The sequence below is a fragment of the Pseudomonas cerasi genome, assembly GCF_900074915.1.
Classification (GTDB): Bacteria; Pseudomonadota; Gammaproteobacteria; order Pseudomonadales; family Pseudomonadaceae; genus Aquipseudomonas; species Aquipseudomonas cerasi.
Genome location: NZ_LT222319.1, coordinates 1,771,360 through 1,788,462 on the forward strand (window position 1 = coordinate 1,771,360; position 17,103 = coordinate 1,788,462).

The following is a 17,103-nucleotide window of genomic DNA, read 5'->3' on the forward strand; positions in this document are numbered from 1 at the left end:
AGTCTCTGCGCTAGACGTTTATTCAGGCATGTGGTGACGTGAAACCCATGAAGCAACCATGGATCTTCTCCAAGCCCCGTCTGTTGGGCATCGTATGGCCTTTCATTGCCGTCGCGCTGTTTCAGGCGTTGCTGGGATGCGTCAGTCTCTACACCATGTCTGCCGTGCGCAGCTATGTGGCGGGGGAGAGTCTCTGGTCCAAGGGGCAGAAGGACGCCATCCACTACTTGAGCCTGTACGCCAACCGGCATGATGAGCGTGACTACCTCAAGTATCAAAAAGCCTTCTCCGTCCCCCAGGGCGGCCATGCGCTGCGCAAGGCTCTCGATCAGCCCAATCCGTCCCTGGCCGAGGCCAGAAGTGGAATCATTCAGGGCGGCAATCACCCGGATGACGTAAACGGCATCATCTGGATGTACCTGAATTTCCACAACTTCAGTTTCATGAAGCAGGTCATTCATTTCTGGGAAGTGGGTGACGGCTACCTCATGCAGCTCGACGAACTGGCCCGGCGCATCCATGAGCGGGTCGGGCAGGGCGCTGTGAGCGCCGCCGAAGTCGATCAATGGCGCGAGCAGATCAATGTCATCAATGAAGGCGTAACGCCTGCTGCACGAGCGTTCAGTGATGCGCTGGGCGAAGGCTCCAGGCTGATCCTCAACCTGTTGATAGCGGTCAACCTGGTCACCGCTGTGGTATTGATTCTTCTGGCGCTGCTGCGTGTGCGTCGTCTGATCGTCCAGCGACGTGTGTTTGCCGATGCCCTGCAACTCGAAAAGGAGCGCGCGCAGATCACGCTGGAGTCCATCGGCGACGGCGTGATCACTATCGATGTGGCCGGCGCCATCGTCTACATGAACCCTGCCGCCGAGGGCCTCACCCACTGGAAAAGCACTCAGGCCAGCGGGCTTCCGCTGGCTGCGCTGTTCAATCTGCTGGATGAAAACGGTCAGAAGGACCAGTCAACGCTGGTCGAGCAGATCATCACCGGCAAGCTCAAGGGCGGCAGCGCCAACAGCAAGCTGATCCAGCGGCTTGACGGCAGCACGGTGCCGGTCGCGCTGGTCGGCACGCCGATCTACACCGAAGGCGTGATCAGTGGCGCGGTGCTGGTGTTGCATGACATGACCCAGGAGCAGCAGTACATCGCCGATCTGTCGTGGCAGGCCGCCCATGATCCGCTGACAGGCCTGGTCAACCGCAGTGAATTCGAACGCCGCTTGCAGCGAGTGCTCGACGAAGACTGCGGTCAGGGCCGCAGCCACTGCCTGATGTTTCTCGATCTGGATCAGTTCAAGCTGGTCAATGATACCGGTGGCCATGCGGCGGGTGATGAACTGCTGCGTCAGCTGTGCCGGGCCTTGCCTCAGGGCTTGCGTGACGGGGATACGCTGGCCCGGCTGGGAGGTGACGAGTTCGGTGTTTTGCTGGTCGATTGTCCCGCCGAAACAGCGCTGGATATGGCCGAGGCGTTGCGCGAGGTGGTGCAGCATCTGCATTTCATGTGGAAAGGTCGGCCATTCATGACTACCGTCAGTATTGGCCTGGTGCACCTCGGCGACACGCCTGCGTCTTTGGAGGGGTCATTGTCTGCCGCTGACATGGCCTGTTATATGGCCAAGGAAAGGGGGCGCAATCGGGTTCAGGCCTACAGTGTGGATGATCTCACGCTGTCGATGCGTTTCGGCGAAATGGCCTGGATACAGCGGCTGCACATGGCAATGGACGAGAATCGCTTTTGTCTTTATGCGCAGGAAATCGCGTCGATAAAGGGCGAAGTGGGCGAGGTGAGGCACATTGAAATCCTCCTACGTCTTCGCGATGAGTCTGGGCGAATGGTCGTACCGGACAATTTCATCCCGGCCGCCGAGCGCTACGGACTCATGACTACGCTGGATCGCTGGGTCGTACACAATGTGTTCAAAGTCATAGCCCAGTGCCAGAGTGATGATCGGCATCAGGTACCGCAGGCACTATGTGCTATAAATTTGTCTGGATCGAGTATCGGTGATGATACGTTCCTCGAATATTTGAAACAGCAATTCAGCACGTTTGCCGTGTCGCCCGGGATGATCTGCTTCGAGATCACCGAGACCAGTGCCATTGCCGACCTGCAAAGTGCGATCAGATTCATCAACGAGTTGAAGGGATTGGGGTGTCAGTTTTCCCTTGATGATTTCTGCTCGGGTATGTCGTCTTTTGCCTATCTCAAGCACCTGCCGGTGGATTTCCTGAAGATTGATGGCAGTTTTGTAAAGGACATGCTCGACAACCCGATCAACAAGGCGATGGTCGAGGTGATCAATAACATCGGCCATGTCATGGGCAAACGCACCATTGCAGAGTACGTTGAAACGCCGCAGATCGAATCTGCATTGCAGGAAATGGGCGTGGATTTTGCACAGGGCTATCTGATTTCCCGCCCTGAATTGTTCACTTGCGAGAGTCTTTATATTCAGCCCGTACGGCCTGACCCCCTGATGTTCGGCGCGCCAGGAACGCTACGTTAATCAGTTGAAACCCTCATAAGGAGATACCCAGTGATCGACGCTTTCGATAGAACCGGTCCGCTCATGGAAGCCAGCAGTTATCCGGCCTGGGCGCAGCAGTTGATCAAGGATTGCAGCGCTGCAAAGGCACGCGTGGTCGAGCACGAGTTGTACCAGCAGATGCGTGACGCGAAGTTGAGTCCGCAGATCATGCGCCACTACCTGATCGGCGGCTGGCCAGTGGTCGAGCAATTCGCGGTGTACATGGCCAAGAACCTCACCAAGACCCGCTTCGGTCGTCACCCTGGTGAAGACATGGCGCGCCGCTGGCTGATGCGCAATATCCGCGTCGAACTCAATCACGCCGACTACTGGGTCAACTGGTGTGCGGCCCATGGCGTGACGCTTGAGGACTTGCATGATCAGCGGGTAGCGCCCGAGTTGCATGCGCTGAGCCATTGGTGCTGGCAGACCAGCTCGTCGGATTCGCTGGCCGTGGCGATGGCGGCTACCAACTATGCCATTGAAGGGGCGACCGGCGAATGGTCGGCCGTGGTCTGCTCCAGCGGTGTATACCCCGAAGCGTTTCCTGAAGAGACCCGCAAGAAAGCCATGAAGTGGCTCAAGATGCATGCACAGTATGACGACGCGCACCCTTGGGAGGCGCTCGAGATCATTTGTACGTTGGTGGGTAACAAGCCGAGTGTGCAATTGCAGGCCGAGCTGCGTCAGGCCGTTACCAAAAGCTACGACTACATGTACCTGTTTCTTGAGCGTTGCATGCAGCTGGACAGGGTCAAGCCGCGAGGACGTGTTGCCGCGCTGGAGGCGTAGGGGCGGGCGAGAAGGCAGGAAGAGTGCTAGCTGGCCATGGCGATACGATTGCGGCCTTCGCGTTTGGCGACGTACAGGGCATTATCGGCACGGCGCAGCAGGCTGTCGGCTGTTTCAGTCGGCAGCAGTGTCGAGCAACCCAGGCTGACGGTCATGGTCAAGGCCGGGCTGAGTTCGCGAAACTCGAGGTTTCGCACGGCCTGGCACAGCCGCTGACCAATCAGTTCAGCGGACTCTGCGCCAGTGTTGGACAGAATCACCACGAACTCTTCACCGCCATAGCGGAATACCCGATCAATATTGCGCAGTTGCGCCTTCAGGCTCTGCGCGACGGTCTTTAGCACATCGTCGCCGGTGTGATGACCGTACTCATCATTCACTTTCTTGAAGTGGTCGATATCCAGCATCAGCAAGGACAGGGGCTGCTTGTGGCGACGTGAAATCTCGATTTCACGGGCCAGGCCCTGATCCATGGCGATGCGGTTGCCGGTGCTGGTCAGTGGGTCACGCAGGGCAGTCTGTGTGGCAATGCGGTACAGCAGCGCATTCAGCAGCGGGTACACCAGGCAGACCAGCAGCGACTCAAGGTCGCTCAGTTGTCGGGTGTCGAATGGCCTGGCGCCCTGAAACTCCAGTTCGCCGATGCACTTGCCTTCATGACGCAGATGAAAACTGGCGCTGTCGGATGACATCTCGCCCAGACGCAGATGCAAGTCGCTCTCGATATGCCGATACATCAAGCCGCTCAATGGCAGGAAGCGTTGTACGCCCTGAAAAAACAGGGTCAGTATCCGCTCGGCTTCCAGACTGGTCTGCAGTTGTCGCCCAAGCTGATAGACCAGCTCGGGCAGTGACGGGGGTGGAAGTACTGCGTCAGGTCGATTTCTAAAACCGAGGCGTTGCAGTTCAGCCGTATCGAAGTCGATTGCATGGGTCTGGGTAGGAAAATTCATCTCTTCGCTCCTCAGCACATATTGCTGGCTTGGCTGGGTTAGAGGGGACGTGGTGCCATTCGGTTCATTTTTGGCCAGACTTATTAAAATCAGTGGTTTAGCTGACGCCATCTCTCTGACAGTGGCGCCGGATCGGCAATTCCTTGACTTGGAAAGCCGCTCGAAACAGCCTTTTTGACGGTTTTCCGTCACAACGGCCTTCTCCCTTCACTGGGCATTCAACGCCTGTCCGTTGATGCCTTTGCTGTCCGGCCCCATCAGGTACAGATACACCGGCATGATAGCTTCTGGCGTCGGATTATTCTGCGGATTTTCATCCGGGTAGGCCTGTGCGCGCATGCCGGTGCGGGTTGCGCCGGGGTTGATGCTGTTGGCCCGGACCGTACTGACGCCTTCCAGCTCGTCAGCGAGGGTTTGCATCAAGCCTTCGGTGGCAAACTTCGACACCCCGTAAGCTCCCCACTGTGCGCGTCCCTTGCGGCCCACGCTGCTGGAGGTGAAGGCTATCGATGCATCCGTCGAACGCTGCAGCAGGGGCAGCAGTGCCTGGGTGAGCATGAAGGTAGCATTGACGTTGACGTGCATGACCTGCATGAAGTCTTCGCCTGGCAGGTGTTCCACTGAAGTGCGCGGTCCGATGATCGAGGCGTTGTGCAGCAGTCCGTCCAGATGGCCGACTGTGCGCTCGATCATGGTCGCCAAGTCGTGATACTGCGCTGGGTCGGCGCTTTCCAGATCGAAGGGTATGACCAGTGGCTGCAGGTGACCTGCTGCCTTTATCTCGTCATGGACCTGAGCCAGGCTGGCCTCGGTCCTGCCCAGTAGCAGGACAGTGGCGCCATGCGCTGCGTAGGTTTTGGCGGCTGCTGCACCGATGCCGCGAGCGGCGCCAGTGACCAGAATGACCCGGCCTTCGAGGAGTTCCGGGTGCGCGGAGTAATCAAACATGTAAAGCCTCGTTCAGCAGCTGCACAGTGCGTTATCCAGCACTTTGCGCAATTCCAGCGGATGATCGACCACCACGTCGGCACCCCAATGATCGGGGTTGTCGTCGGGGTGAATATAGCCGTAGCGCACGGCGGCGGTTTTTGTGCCGGCGTCGCGCCCGGACTCGATGTCGCGCAGGTCGTCGCCTACGAACAGAACGCTGGCCGGGTCGAGGTCAAGCATCCGGCAGGCCAGAATCATCGGTTCCGGGTGTGGCTTGCTGTGCGTGACATGGTCAGGGCAGATCAGCAGCGCCGAGCGTTCCGCCAGGCCGAGCCGCTCCATGATGGGCTGGGCGAATCGCACCGGCTTGTTGGTGACCACGCCCCAGATCAGACCCGCCTTCTCGATGTCGGTCAGCAGTTCGTCCATGCCGTCGAACAGTTTGCTGTGAACGGCGCAGTCACGCTGATAGCGCTCCAGAAACTCCAGGCGCAATGCCTCGAATTGTGGATCTTCAGGGGACATTGCAAAGGTGGCCGCCACCATGGCTCTGGCACCGCCGGAAACTTCGTCACGGATCAGTTTGTCCGGTACCGCAGGCAGGTTGCGGTCGGCAAGCATTGCCTGGGCAATGGCGATGAAGTCCGGTGCGGTGTCGAGCAGGGTGCCGTCCATGTCGAATAAAACCGCTCTCAGGCGCATCTTTCATGCCTCCCGTAGGGTCTGGATCATGTAGTTGACGCCGACGTCGGAGGTCAGCTTGTAATGCTTGGTCAGCGGATTGTAGGTCAGGCCGATAACGTCCTTGACTTGCAGACCGGCGTCACGGCTCCAGGCGCCCAACTCGGAAGGACGAATGAATTTCTTGAAGTCGTGGGTGCCGCGCGGCAGCAGATTGAGGATGTATTCGGCGCCGACCACGGCGAACAGGTACGCTTTCGGGTTGCGGTTGATGGTCGAGAAGAACACCTGGCCGCCTGGCTTGACCATGCGGTAGCAGGCGCGGATCACCGAGGAGGGGTCCGGCACGTGCTCGAGCATTTCCAGGCAGGTCACCACATCGTACTGCTCGTGCATTTCTTCGGCCATGTCCTCGGCGGTGATCTGCCGATACTCGACGCTGACACCCGATTCGAGCTGATGCAGTTGTGCGACGGCCAGCGGCGCTTCGCCCATGTCGATGCCGGTCACCGTTGCGCCGCGCAGGGCCATCGCCTCGCTGAGAATGCCGCCGCCGCAGCCGACGTCGAGCACCTTCTTGCCTGCCAGGCCGACACGCTCGTCGATCCAGTTGACGCGCAGCGGGTTGATGTCATGCAGCGGCTTGAATTCGCTTTCGCGGTCCCACCAGCGATGGGCCAGGGCCTCGAATTTAGCGATTTCTGCGCGGTCGACGTTGCTCATGGGTGTCCCTCTTGAACTCAAAATTCTTTTTCATCAGTCAGGCTTATAGATAAGCCTGACTGGCATGTGTTCGGTCCGAATCGAATTATTCGGCTTTACCGGAAATACGCTGGCCCCACGCAATCGCGGTGTCGCGCAGTGCGGGTTCATCCATGCGAGTCAGCCGGCGAGCGTCGAGCAATTGCTTGCCGGCCACCCAGACATGGCTCACGCAATCGCGGCCAGTGGCATATATAAGCTGCGATACCGGGTCGTAGATCGGTTGCTGGGCCAGGCCCGACAGGTCGAACGCGACCATGTCCGCCGCCTTGCCGATCTCCAGCGAGCCGGTCTCGGCCTGAATACCCAGGGCGCGAGCGCCGTTCAGCGTCGCCATGCGCAGCGCGCGGTGTGCGTCCAGCGCCGTGGCCGAGCCGGCAACAGCCTTGGCCAGCAAGGCGGCGGTGCGGGTTTCGCCGAGCAGGTCCAGGTCATTGTTGCTGGCGGCACCGTCGGTGCCTACCGCAACGTTCACACCGGCCTGCCACAATCGTTCGACCGGGCAGAAACCGCTGGCCAGCTTGAGATTGGATTCGGGGCAATGAATGACGTTGGTATTGCTTTCCACCAGCAGGGCCAGATCGTCGTCGTTGATCTGCGTCATGTGCACGGCCTGGAAGCGCGGCCCGAGCATACCCAGCCGGTTGAGGCGGGCGAGGGGGCGTTCCTGGCGCTGTTCGACAGCCTGCTCGACTTCAAATGCGGTCTCGTGGACGTGCATCTGGATCATGGCGTCCAGTTCGTCGGCGATCACCCGGACCTTCTCCAGGTTTTCGTCGCCCACGGTGTAGGGCGCATGCGGGCCAAAGGCGATCTTGATGCGTGGATGATGAGCGAGGTCGTTGAACAGTTCGATGCCGTTGTGCAGGGCTTCAGCCGTGGTGTGGGCACCTGGAATCGGAAAATCCAGTACCGGGACGGTGATCTGCGCGCGCATGCCGCTGGCGTGGACACGTTCGGCGGCCACCTTGGGGTAGAAATACATGTCGGAGAAACAGGTGATACCGCCCTTGAGCTGCTCGGCGATGGCCAGGTCTGTACCGTCACGCACGAAGTCTTCATCGACCCACTTGCCTTCGGCGGGCCAGATGTGGTCCTGCAGCCAGGTCATCAGTGGCAGGTCGTCGGCCAGCCCGCGAAACAGCGTCATCGCCGCATGGCCGTGGGCGTTGATCAGGCCGGGGCTGAGCAGCATGCCGGGCAGTTCCTGCATCTGCACGGCGTTTTGCCGCAGCGCTTCGGCGCGTGGACCGATATAGACGATACAGCCATCGCGGATGCCGATGCCGTGGTCCTTGAGCACGACGCCTGCGGGCTCGACCGGCACCAGCCAGGCGGGCAGGAGCAAAAGGTCGAGCGGTGCTGTAGCGTTCGGCATGAGAAGGTTTCCATCGTTTATTACGTTGATGACGAAGTATACCCGAGCGTCTTCGCAGGCGGCTCGCTATAATCAGCGGCTTTTGATGCTGGGTTTCGGATGTTCAAGATGGAGTTGGCGATGCGCGATCGACTGTTGGCTGCGGAGAAGGTTAAGGCCATCGATTGGCGGGACGACGCTCTGTACCTGCTGGACCAGCGGGTACTGCCGTTCGAGGAAGTCTGGCACCGCTATACCACCGCCGAGGGAGTCGCCGAAGCGATTCGCACGATGGTCGTGCGCGGGGCGCCAGCTATCGGCATCAGTGCCGCCTATGGTGCGGTGCTGGGCGCACGTGCGCGTATTGCGCAAGGTGGAGACTGGTATCCGGCGCTGGAAGAGGACATGCAGTTGCTGGCCGATTCGCGCCCGACTGCAGTGAACCTGTTCTGGGCGCTGAACCGGATGCGTGATCGTCTGATGCGCGTGAAGGACGGCGATGACCCGCTGGCGGCCCTCGAGGCCGAAGCCGTGGCGATTCACCTGAGCGACCGCGAGGCCAATCTGACCATGGCGCAGCTGGGCGCCGACCTGATCCGCAAGCACCAGGGCAATCTGCAGACGGTGCTCACCCACTGCAATACCGGGGCGCTGGCCACGGGCGGCTTCGGCACGGCGCTGGGCGTGATTCGTGCGGCGCATCTGGAAGGCATGATCGAACGGGTCTACGCCGACGAAACCCGGCCCTGGCTGCAGGGCTCGCGGCTTACCGCATGGGAGCTGGCCAACGAGGGCATCCCGGTGACGCTGAACGCAGACTCCGCCGCCGCGCACCTGATGCGCACCAAGGGCATCACCTGGGTCATCGTCGGCGCCGACCGCATCACGGCCAACGGCGACGTGGCGAACAAGATCGGTACCTATCAGCTCGCCGTTGCCGCCATGCATCACGGGGTGCGCTTCATGGTGGTCGCGCCGAGTTCGACCATCGACATGGAAATGGCCAGTGGCGACGACATCATCATTGAAGAGCGCGACGGCCGCGAATTGCTCGAAGTGGGCGGCCAGCGGGTCGGCGCCGAGGTCGAGGCTTTCAACCCGGTATTCGATGTGACGCCGGCAGACCTGATCGACGCCATCGTGACCGAAAAGGGCATTGTCGAACGTCCCGATACCGCGCGCATGGCTCAATTGATGAGCCGTAAACACCTTCACTGAGGCCGACAGGCCCGACCCGTCGCCGCTGTGCAATGCGGCTGGACGGGCCTGTAAGCGTTTCTCAGGCGTGTTATGCGTGTGCGGCTCGCTTTCAGCGCCTGCAAAGGATGTGAGCGCCTCGGCGATTGTGGTAATATCCGGCGGTTATCGGGGACACTGATTGTGGTCGCCCATGCTGCGTAGATTCATGGCATAACTCGTTGATTTGTCGTAAGTCGCTGCCCTGCACATGCTGGCAGCGGCGAGCTTCGTATACCCCGAATGGGTTTGCGAGGTTTCACCAGAAAAAGGAATCAGGCTTCTCATGGGCGAACTGGCCAAAGAAATCCTCCCGGTCAATATCGAAGACGAGCTGAAGCAGTCCTACCTCGACTACGCAATGAGCGTAATCGTCGGTCGCGCACTGCCCGATGCACGCGATGGCTTGAAGCCCGTGCACCGGCGCGTGTTGTTCGCAATGAGCGAGCTGGGTAACGACTGGAACAAGCCGTACAAGAAATCCGCCCGTGTGGTTGGTGACGTGATCGGTAAGTATCACCCGCACGGCGACACGGCGGTGTACGACACCATCGTTCGTATGGCTCAGCCATTCTCGCTGCGCTACCTGCTGGTAGACGGTCAGGGCAACTTCGGTTCGGTCGACGGCGACAACGCCGCCGCCATGCGATACACCGAAGTGCGTATGACCAAGCTGGCGCACGAGCTGCTGGCCGACCTGCACAAGGAAACCGTGGACTGGGTGCCGAACTACGACGGCACCGAGATGATCCCGGCGGTCATGCCGACCCGTATTCCCAACCTGCTGGTCAACGGTTCCAGCGGTATCGCCGTGGGCATGGCGACCAACATTCCGCCGCACAACCTCGGTGAAGTCATCGACGGCTGCCTGGCGCTGATCGACAACCCCGAGTTGACGGTCGACGAGTTGATGCAATACATCCCCGGCCCGGATTTCCCGACGGCGGCGATCATCAACGGTCGCGCCGGCATCATCGAGGCCTATCGCACAGGCCGCGGACGCATTTACATGCGTGCCCGCTCCATCGTCGAAGACATCGACAAGGTTGGCGGTCGCCAGCAGATCGTCATCACCGAGCTGCCTTACCAGCTGAACAAGGCGCGTCTGATCGAGAAGATCGCCGAGCTGGTCAAGGAAAAGAAACTCGAAGGCATCACCGAACTGCGCGACGAGTCCGACAAGGACGGTATGCGCGTGGTCATCGAGCTGCGTCGTGGCGAAGTGCCTGAGGTTATCCTCAACAACCTGTATGCCCAGACCCAGCTGCAAAGCGTTTTCGGCATCAACATCGTTGCCCTGATCGACGGTCGCCCACGCATCCTTAACCTCAAGGACCTGCTGGAAGCCTTTGTTCGTCACCGCCGCGAAGTGGTGACCCGTCGTACCGTGTTCGAACTGCGCAAGGCGCGCGAACGTGGCCACATCCTTGAAGGTCAGGCGGTTGCGCTGTCCAACATCGACCCGGTCATCGCCCTCATCAAGGCATCACCGACACCTGCCGAAGCCAAGGAAGCGCTGATCAAGACGCCTTGGGAGTCGAGCGCAGTGGTCGAGATGGTCGAGCGTGCCGGTGCCGATTCGTGCCGCCCCGAGAACCTCGATCCGCAATACGGCCTGCGCGAGGGCAAGTATTTCCTGTCGCCGGAACAGGCTCAGGCCATTCTGGAGCTGCGTCTGCACCGCCTGACCGGTCTGGAACACGAGAAGCTGCTGGGCGAGTACCAGGAAATCCTCAATCAGATCGGCGAGCTGATCCGCATCCTCAACAGCGCGACGCGCCTGATGGAAGTGATCCGCGAAGAGCTGGAACTGATCCGCTCCGAATACGGCGATGCCCGTCGCACCGAAATTCTCGATGCGCGTCTGGACCTGACGCTGGGTGACCTGATCACCGAAGAAGAGCGCGTGGTCACCATTTCCCACGGCGGTTATGCCAAGACTCAGCCACTGGCGGTCTATCAGGCTCAGCGTCGTGGCGGCAAGGGCAAGTCGGCCACCGGCATCAAGGATGAGGACTACATCGCTCACCTGCTGGTCGCCAACAGCCACACCACGCTGCTGATGTTCTCCAGCAAGGGCAAGGTCTACTGGCTCAAGACCTACGAGATTCCGGAAGCGTCGCGCGCTGCCCGTGGTCGTCCGCTGGTCAACCTGTTGCCGTTGAGCGACGGCGAATACATCACCACCATGCTGCCGGTCGATCTCGAAGCCATGCGCAAGCGTGCCGATGAAGAAGGCGAGGCCCTGGAAGGCGAGCTGGACGACGCGGAAAACAGCAGCGAGACCGAAGAGGAGCGCAAGGCCCGTATCAAGGCTGCCGACAAGAAGAAGGCTCCGTTCATCTTCATGTCCACCGCCAACGGTACTGTCAAGAAGACCCCACTGGTTGCATTCAGCCGTCAGCGCAGCTCGGGCCTCATCGCCCTTGAGCTGGACGAGGGCGACATCCTGATCTCTGCGGCCATTACCGATGGCGAGCAGGAAATCATGCTGTTCTCCGACGGTGGCAAGGTGACCCGCTTCAAGGAATCCGACGTGCGCGCCATGGGCCGTACCGCTCGCGGTGTTCGTGGCATGCGTCTGCCAGAAGGGCAAAAGCTGATTTCGATGCTGATCCCGGAAGAGGGCAGCCAGATTCTGACCGCTTCCGAGCGCGGCTACGGCAAGCGTACGGCCATCTCCGAGTTCCCCGAGTACAAGCGCGGTGGTCAGGGTGTCATCGCCATGGTCAGCAACGAGCGTAACGGCCGTCTGGTCGGTGCGGTTCAGGTGCTCGACGGTGAAGAAATCATGCTGATTTCCGACCAGGGCACGCTGGTTCGTACCCGCGTCGGCGAAGTCTCCAGTCTGGGTCGTAACACCCAGGGCGTTACCCTGATCAAGCTGGCCAGCGACGAGAAGCTGGTCGGTCTGGAGCGTGTTCAGGAGCCGTCGGAAGTCGAAGGCGAAGAGCTTGAAGGCGAAGAAGTTATCGATGGCGTGATCGTCGATGCCGCTGAAGCTGAAGTGGACGATGCTGGTGAAGACCTGCAGTCAGATGCTGCGTCAGACGAAGACGAACCACAGAACTAAGCGGTAACGTAAATCAGGTAAGGGCTGGCTCGTCTGTGCATGCATCTGCATTCCAGGCAAGTCCAGCCCTTGCGGTATTCGGCCAGCCCTGCGGCCGGAGCAAGATTCCCGCAAGGAGCTGCCAGTCGCTGCGGCGTCTGTCTGCTCGTGGCAAGCAACCAGAAACAAGCGCGTACAGACCCAACGTATTTGACGAGAGTGGATATGAGCAAGCGAGCCTTTAACTTCTGCGCAGGTCCTGCTGCGCTTCCTGAAGCTGTTCTGCTGCGTGCCCAGGCGGAACTCCTCGACTGGCACGGCAAAGGCCTTTCCGTCATGGAAATGAGCCACCGCAGTGATGAGTTCGTCTCCATTGCCACCAAGGCCGAGCAGGATCTGCGTGACCTGCTGTCCATTCCTTCGAATTACAAGGTGTTGTTCCTGCAAGGCGGTGCCAGCCAGCAGTTCGCCCAGATTGCGCTGAACCTGCTGCCTGAAAACGGCAAGGCCGATTACATCGACACCGGCATCTGGTCGCAGAAGGCTATCGACGAGGCGTCACGCTACGGCGCAATCAACGTCGCGGCCAGCGCCAAGGCCTACGATTACTTTGCCATTCCCGGCCAGAACGAGTGGAAGCTGTCCAAGGACGCGGCTTACGTCCACTACGCGCCGAACGAAACCATTGGCGGTCTGGAATTCAACTGGATTCCGGACACCGGCGACGTTCCGCTGGTTGCCGACATGTCTTCGGACATCCTCTCGCGTCCAGTGGATATCTCGCGTTTCGGCATGATCTACGCTGGCGCCCAGAAGAACATCGGCCCCAGCGGCATCGTGGTGGTGATCATTCGCGAAGACCTGCTGGGCCGCGCGCGCTCGCTGTGCCCGACCATGCTCGACTACAAGGTCGCTGCCGACAATGGCTCGATGTACAACACGCCGCCGACCCTGGCCTGGTACCTGTCCGGGCTGGTCTTCGAATGGCTGAAAGAGCAGGGCGGTGTCGAAGCGATCGGCAAGCGCAACGAAATCAAACAGCGCGCTCTCTATGACTTCATCGACGCCAGCGAGCTGTACAGCAACCCGATCAACAAGCCTGATCGTTCGTGGATGAACGTACCGTTCCGTCTGGCTGACGATCGTCTCGACAAGCCGTTCCTGGCCGGTGCCGATGCAAACGGCCTGCTCAACCTCAAGGGCCATCGCTCGGTAGGCGGCATGCGTGCATCCATCTACAACGCGATCGATATCAACGCCATCAACGCGCTGGTGGCCTACATGAAAGACTTCGAGAAGGAGCACGGCTGATGTCCGAGCAAGAACTCAAGGCGCTTCGCGTCCGTATCGACAGCCTCGATGAAAAGGTTCTGGAACTGATCAGCGAGCGTGCCCGCTGTGCCCAGGAAGTGGCCAGGGTCAAGATGTCCTCGCTGGCGGAAGGCGAAGTGCCTGTGTTCTACCGTCCGGAGCGCGAAGCTGCGGTGCTCAGGCGAGTCATGGACCGCAATCGTGGTCCGTTGAGCAACGAAGAGATGGCGCGTCTGTTCCGCGAAATCATGTCTTCCTGCCTCGCATTGGAGCAGCCGCTCAAGGTCTCCTATCTCGGGCCTGAGGGGACGTTCACCCAGGCCGCGGCGATGAAGCATTTCGGTCACGCCGTCATCAGTCTGCCGATGGCTGCAATTGACGAAGTGTTCCGCGAAGTGGTCGCTGGTGCCGTGAATTTCGGTGTGGTTCCGGTGGAAAACTCCACCGAAGGCGCGGTCAATCACACCCTCGACAGCTTTCTCGAACACGACATGGTGATCTGCGGCGAAGTCGAACTGCGCATTCACCACCATCTGCTGGTGGGCGAAAGCACCAAGACGGAAAGCATCACGCGCATTTATTCCCATGCCCAGTCACTGGCCCAGTGCCGTAAATGGCTGGATGCCCATTACCCGAATGTCGAGCGCGTCGCCGTTGCCAGCAACGCCGAAGCCGCCAAGCGGGTCAAGGGCGAGTGGAACTCGGCGGCCATCGCTGGCGATATGGCGGCAGGTCTGTATGGCCTGACCCGTCTGGCGGAAAAGATCGAAGATCGTCCGGACAACTCCACACGCTTTCTCATTATCGGCAATCAGGAAGTCCCGCCGACCGGCGATGACAAGACCTCGATCATTGTGTCGATGAGCAACAAGCCGGGCGCGCTGCACGAGTTGCTGGTGCCGTTCCACGAGAATGGCCTGGACCTGACGCGTATCGAGACCCGTCCTTCGCGCAGTGGCAAGTGGACCTACGTGTTCTTCATCGACTTCGTCGGCCATCACAAGGATCCGCTGGTCAAGGCCGTGCTGGAGCAAATCAGCAGCGAAGCCGTGGCCTTGAAGGTGTTGGGTTCCTACCCGAAGGCGGTTCTCTGAAGGTGCGGTCCATGATTCGTTTGTTTTTTACCTTGGCAGGCTGTCAGGTGTATTCGCGTGGTTGATGTGATTGCAGAACAGTCGGTACGGCCGGTGATCGGTCGTCTGGTGGTTGTCGGGCTCGGGCTGATCGGCGGTTCCTTTGCCAAGGGTGTGCGCGAAAGCGGCCTGTGCCGCGAGGTAGTCGGCGTCGACCTTGACCCGCAGTCGCGACACCTGGCGGTCGAGCTGGGGGTTGTGGACCGTTGCGAGGCAGACCTTGCCACCGCTTGCCGTGGCGCTGATGTGATTCAGCTGGCGGTGCCGATACTGGCAATGGAAAAGCTGCTTGCCCTGCTGGCACCGATCGATCTGGGTCATGCCATTCTGACCGATGTCGGCAGCGCCAAAGGCAATGTGGTGAGGGCTGCGCGTCAGGCGTTCGGGCACATGCCGTCGCGCTTCGTGCCCGGCCATCCGATTGCCGGTTCCGAGCAGAGCGGCGTCGAGGCCTCCAATGCGGCGCTGTTTCGTCGCCATAAGGTCATTCTCACGCCGCTGGCTGAAACCGATCCTCACGCGGTGGCGATTGTCGACCAGTTGTGGTCAGCCCTGGGGGCCGATGTCGAGCACATGCAGGTAGAGCGTCACGACGAGGTGCTGGCTGCCACCAGCCATCTGCCGCACCTGCTGGCATTCGGTCTGGTCGATTCGCTGGCCAAGCGCAATGAAAACCTGGACATATTCAGGTATGCAGCAGGCGGGTTTCGTGACTTCACGCGCATCGCAGGCAGCGATCCGACCATGTGGCATGACATTTTCATGGCCAATCGTGATGCCGTACTGCGCACTCTGGACAGCTTTCGCACCGATCTCGACGCCTTGCGCGACGCTGTGGATGCTGGCGACGGCGCGCAGTTGATGGACGTATTTACCCGCGCGCGCGCAGCGAGGGAGCACTTCGGCAGAATCCTCGCCAGCCGTGCCCGTGTCGACACCGCACCCGGCGAGCCTCGTGCCATTCACGGCGGGTCTGCGGAGGGTGTCAGTCATCGCATCAAGGGGCCGGTGGATGTGACGTCTGCGGTGCTGTTCATGGTCGCGACGTCGATCAGTGAAGGCTGCGACCTGTTGCTGGAGGACGTTCCCGTCAGTTCATCGTGCGAGGGTGCGATCGATATTTTGCGCCTGATGGGCGGCGATATCGTGCTGCAGAACGTCCGCAAGCTGGCGGGTGAAACGGTCGCCGACCTGCACGTTCGCTCGACCCGGCTCAAAGGCGCTGACATCCCCGAAGCGCTGGTGCCGCTGGCACTGAATGCATTTCCGGTGCTTCTGGTTGCCGCAGCCTGTGCAGAAGGGCGTACCATTCTGCGCGGCGCGCAGGCCCTGCAAGCCGATGAGTCGGAGTGCGTCAGGCTGATGGCTGACGGTTTGCTGGCTCTCGGCATCGAGGCCGAGCCCGTACTGGATGGCATCATTATCGAAGGCGGTGTGCCGGGTGGCGGCGAGGTTGATGCTCGCGGTGATCAGCGTATCGTCATGGCGTTTCGCGTTGCATCGTTGAGGGCTTCGGCGCCCATCCGTATTCAGGCGTGCGCGGATGCCGCCGCATTGTTTCCCCATTTTCTGGCGCTGTGCGCTCAAGTTGGCATGCGTGTAGCGCAAGAGGACAAAAAGTGAAAATCAAAGCTCCTGTTATTACCATCGACGGACCCAGCGGTTCCGGAAAGGGCACGGTCGCCGGATTGCTGGCCAGGAAACTCGGTTGGTGCCTGCTCGACTCCGGTGCGCTGTATCGCCTGCTGGCTTTCGCGGCGCGCAATCACGGTGTCGACCTGACCAATGAAGAAGCGCTCAAGCTCCTGGCCGCTCATCTGGATGTTCAGTTCGAGGCGACTGCGGCAGGGCAGGGGCAGCGCATCATTCTTGAAGGCGAGGACGTCACTCACGCCATTCGCAACGAGCAGGTCGGCAGCGGCGCATCGCAGGTGGCCTCGCTGCCGGCGGTGCGCGATGCGTTGCTGTTGCGCCAGCGCGCGTTTCAGGAAGAGCCGGGTCTGGTCGCGGACGGTCGCGACATGGGCACCGTGGTCTTCCCGGATGCACCGCTGAAGATATTCCTTACCGCCAGTGCCGAGGAGCGTGCGCGTCGACGTTACTTGCAGTTGAAGGCCAAGGGCGATGATGTTAGTCTGTCGAGTCTGCTAGATGAGATATGTGCACGCGACGAGCGTGACACCCAGCGAGCGGTAGCCCCGCTGAAGCCGGCGCATGACGCCATACAGCTGGATTCCACTGAATTGTCCATCGAACAGGTGCTGGAACGCATTCTGAGTGAAATCGCGCTTCGCGGTATTGCCGGATGACGAAGAAGCGTATGGGAGACCAGTCATAGTCCCGCAGGCTTTCTTTTACTTGAACG

General features: G+C 60.3%; 13 protein-coding genes. 8 read left to right on the forward strand and 5 right to left on the reverse strand.

All coding sequences use genetic code 11. The annotated features are described in order from the left end of the window. Positions 1-47 precede the first annotated feature (47 nt). Together PCPL58_RS10585 and PCPL58_RS10590 are read left to right on the forward strand one after the other, a co-directional pair. Complete coding sequence (locus tag PCPL58_RS10585) at positions 48-2,510, forward strand: EAL domain-containing protein (protein WP_065349374.1); 2,463 nt, start codon at positions 48-50, stop codon at positions 2,508-2,510. Positions 2,511-2,540: 30 nt separating this feature from the next. Further along, positions 2,541-3,323, forward strand: coding sequence for a TenA family transcriptional regulator (locus tag PCPL58_RS10590; RefSeq protein WP_065349375.1), 783 nt, complete (start codon positions 2,541-2,543; stop codon positions 3,321-3,323). 26 nt (positions 3,324-3,349) lie between these two features. Here the strand turns inward: PCPL58_RS10590 and PCPL58_RS10595 are convergent, their stop codons facing one another. From PCPL58_RS10595 to PCPL58_RS10615, 5 genes are all read right to left on the reverse strand, one after another. After that, on the reverse strand, positions 3,350-4,276 hold the full coding sequence (locus PCPL58_RS10595; protein ID WP_003369702.1) for a GGDEF domain-containing protein: 927 nt from the start codon (positions 4,274-4,276) through the stop codon (positions 3,350-3,352). Positions 4,277-4,483: 207 nt separating this feature from the next. Further along, positions 4,484-5,224, reverse strand: coding sequence for a YciK family oxidoreductase (locus PCPL58_RS10600; protein WP_003434395.1), 741 nt, complete (start codon positions 5,222-5,224; stop codon positions 4,484-4,486). Positions 5,225-5,236: 12 nt separating this feature from the next. Next, the gene (gene mupP, locus PCPL58_RS10605) at positions 5,237-5,908 is read right to left on the reverse strand and encodes an N-acetylmuramic acid 6-phosphate phosphatase MupP (RefSeq protein WP_011268565.1); all 672 of its coding nucleotides are present in this window, start codon (positions 5,906-5,908) and stop codon (positions 5,237-5,239) included. Between the two features lie 3 nt (positions 5,909-5,911). Beyond that, positions 5,912-6,610: a bifunctional 2-polyprenyl-6-hydroxyphenol methylase/3-demethylubiquinol 3-O-methyltransferase UbiG gene (gene ubiG / locus PCPL58_RS10610; RefSeq protein ID WP_065349376.1), complete on the reverse strand. Its 699-nt coding sequence runs from the start codon at positions 6,608-6,610 to the stop codon at positions 5,912-5,914. Between the two features lie 85 nt (positions 6,611-6,695). Further along, positions 6,696-8,027, reverse strand: a complete 1,332-nt coding sequence (locus tag PCPL58_RS10615; protein ID WP_065349377.1) for a TRZ/ATZ family hydrolase — start codon at positions 8,025-8,027, stop codon at positions 6,696-6,698. A gap of 120 nt (positions 8,028-8,147) precedes the next feature. Between PCPL58_RS10615 and mtnA the strand changes: the two genes are divergently transcribed. From mtnA to cmk, 6 genes are all read left to right on the forward strand, one after another. Continuing rightward, positions 8,148-9,224, forward strand: a complete 1,077-nt coding sequence (gene mtnA / locus PCPL58_RS10620) for an S-methyl-5-thioribose-1-phosphate isomerase (protein WP_003434400.1) — start codon at positions 8,148-8,150, stop codon at positions 9,222-9,224. Between the two features lie 304 nt (positions 9,225-9,528). After that, positions 9,529-12,315, forward strand: a complete 2,787-nt coding sequence (gyrA, locus tag PCPL58_RS10625; protein ID WP_065349378.1) for a DNA gyrase subunit A — start codon at positions 9,529-9,531, stop codon at positions 12,313-12,315. Positions 12,316-12,519: 204 nt separating this feature from the next. Beyond that, positions 12,520-13,605 carry a 3-phosphoserine/phosphohydroxythreonine transaminase gene (serC, locus tag PCPL58_RS10630; protein WP_003369720.1) on the forward strand — a complete coding sequence of 362 codons (1,086 nt, stop codon included), beginning with the start codon at positions 12,520-12,522 and terminating at the stop codon, positions 13,603-13,605. Further along, positions 13,605-14,699 carry a prephenate dehydratase gene (gene pheA, locus PCPL58_RS10635; RefSeq protein WP_065349379.1) on the forward strand — a complete coding sequence of 365 codons (1,095 nt, stop codon included), beginning with the start codon at positions 13,605-13,607 and terminating at the stop codon, positions 14,697-14,699. Before serC ends, pheA begins: the two co-directional genes overlap by 1 nt. A 57-nt stretch (positions 14,700-14,756) precedes the next feature. Beyond that, positions 14,757-16,361: a prephenate dehydrogenase/arogenate dehydrogenase family protein gene (locus PCPL58_RS10640; protein ID WP_044309742.1), complete on the forward strand. Its 1,605-nt coding sequence runs from the start codon at positions 14,757-14,759 to the stop codon at positions 16,359-16,361. Beyond that, positions 16,358-17,047, forward strand: a complete 690-nt coding sequence (gene cmk / locus PCPL58_RS10645; RefSeq protein ID WP_002554563.1) for a (d)CMP kinase — start codon at positions 16,358-16,360, stop codon at positions 17,045-17,047. Before PCPL58_RS10640 ends, cmk begins: the two co-directional genes overlap by 4 nt. Positions 17,048-17,103 lie beyond the last annotated feature (56 nt).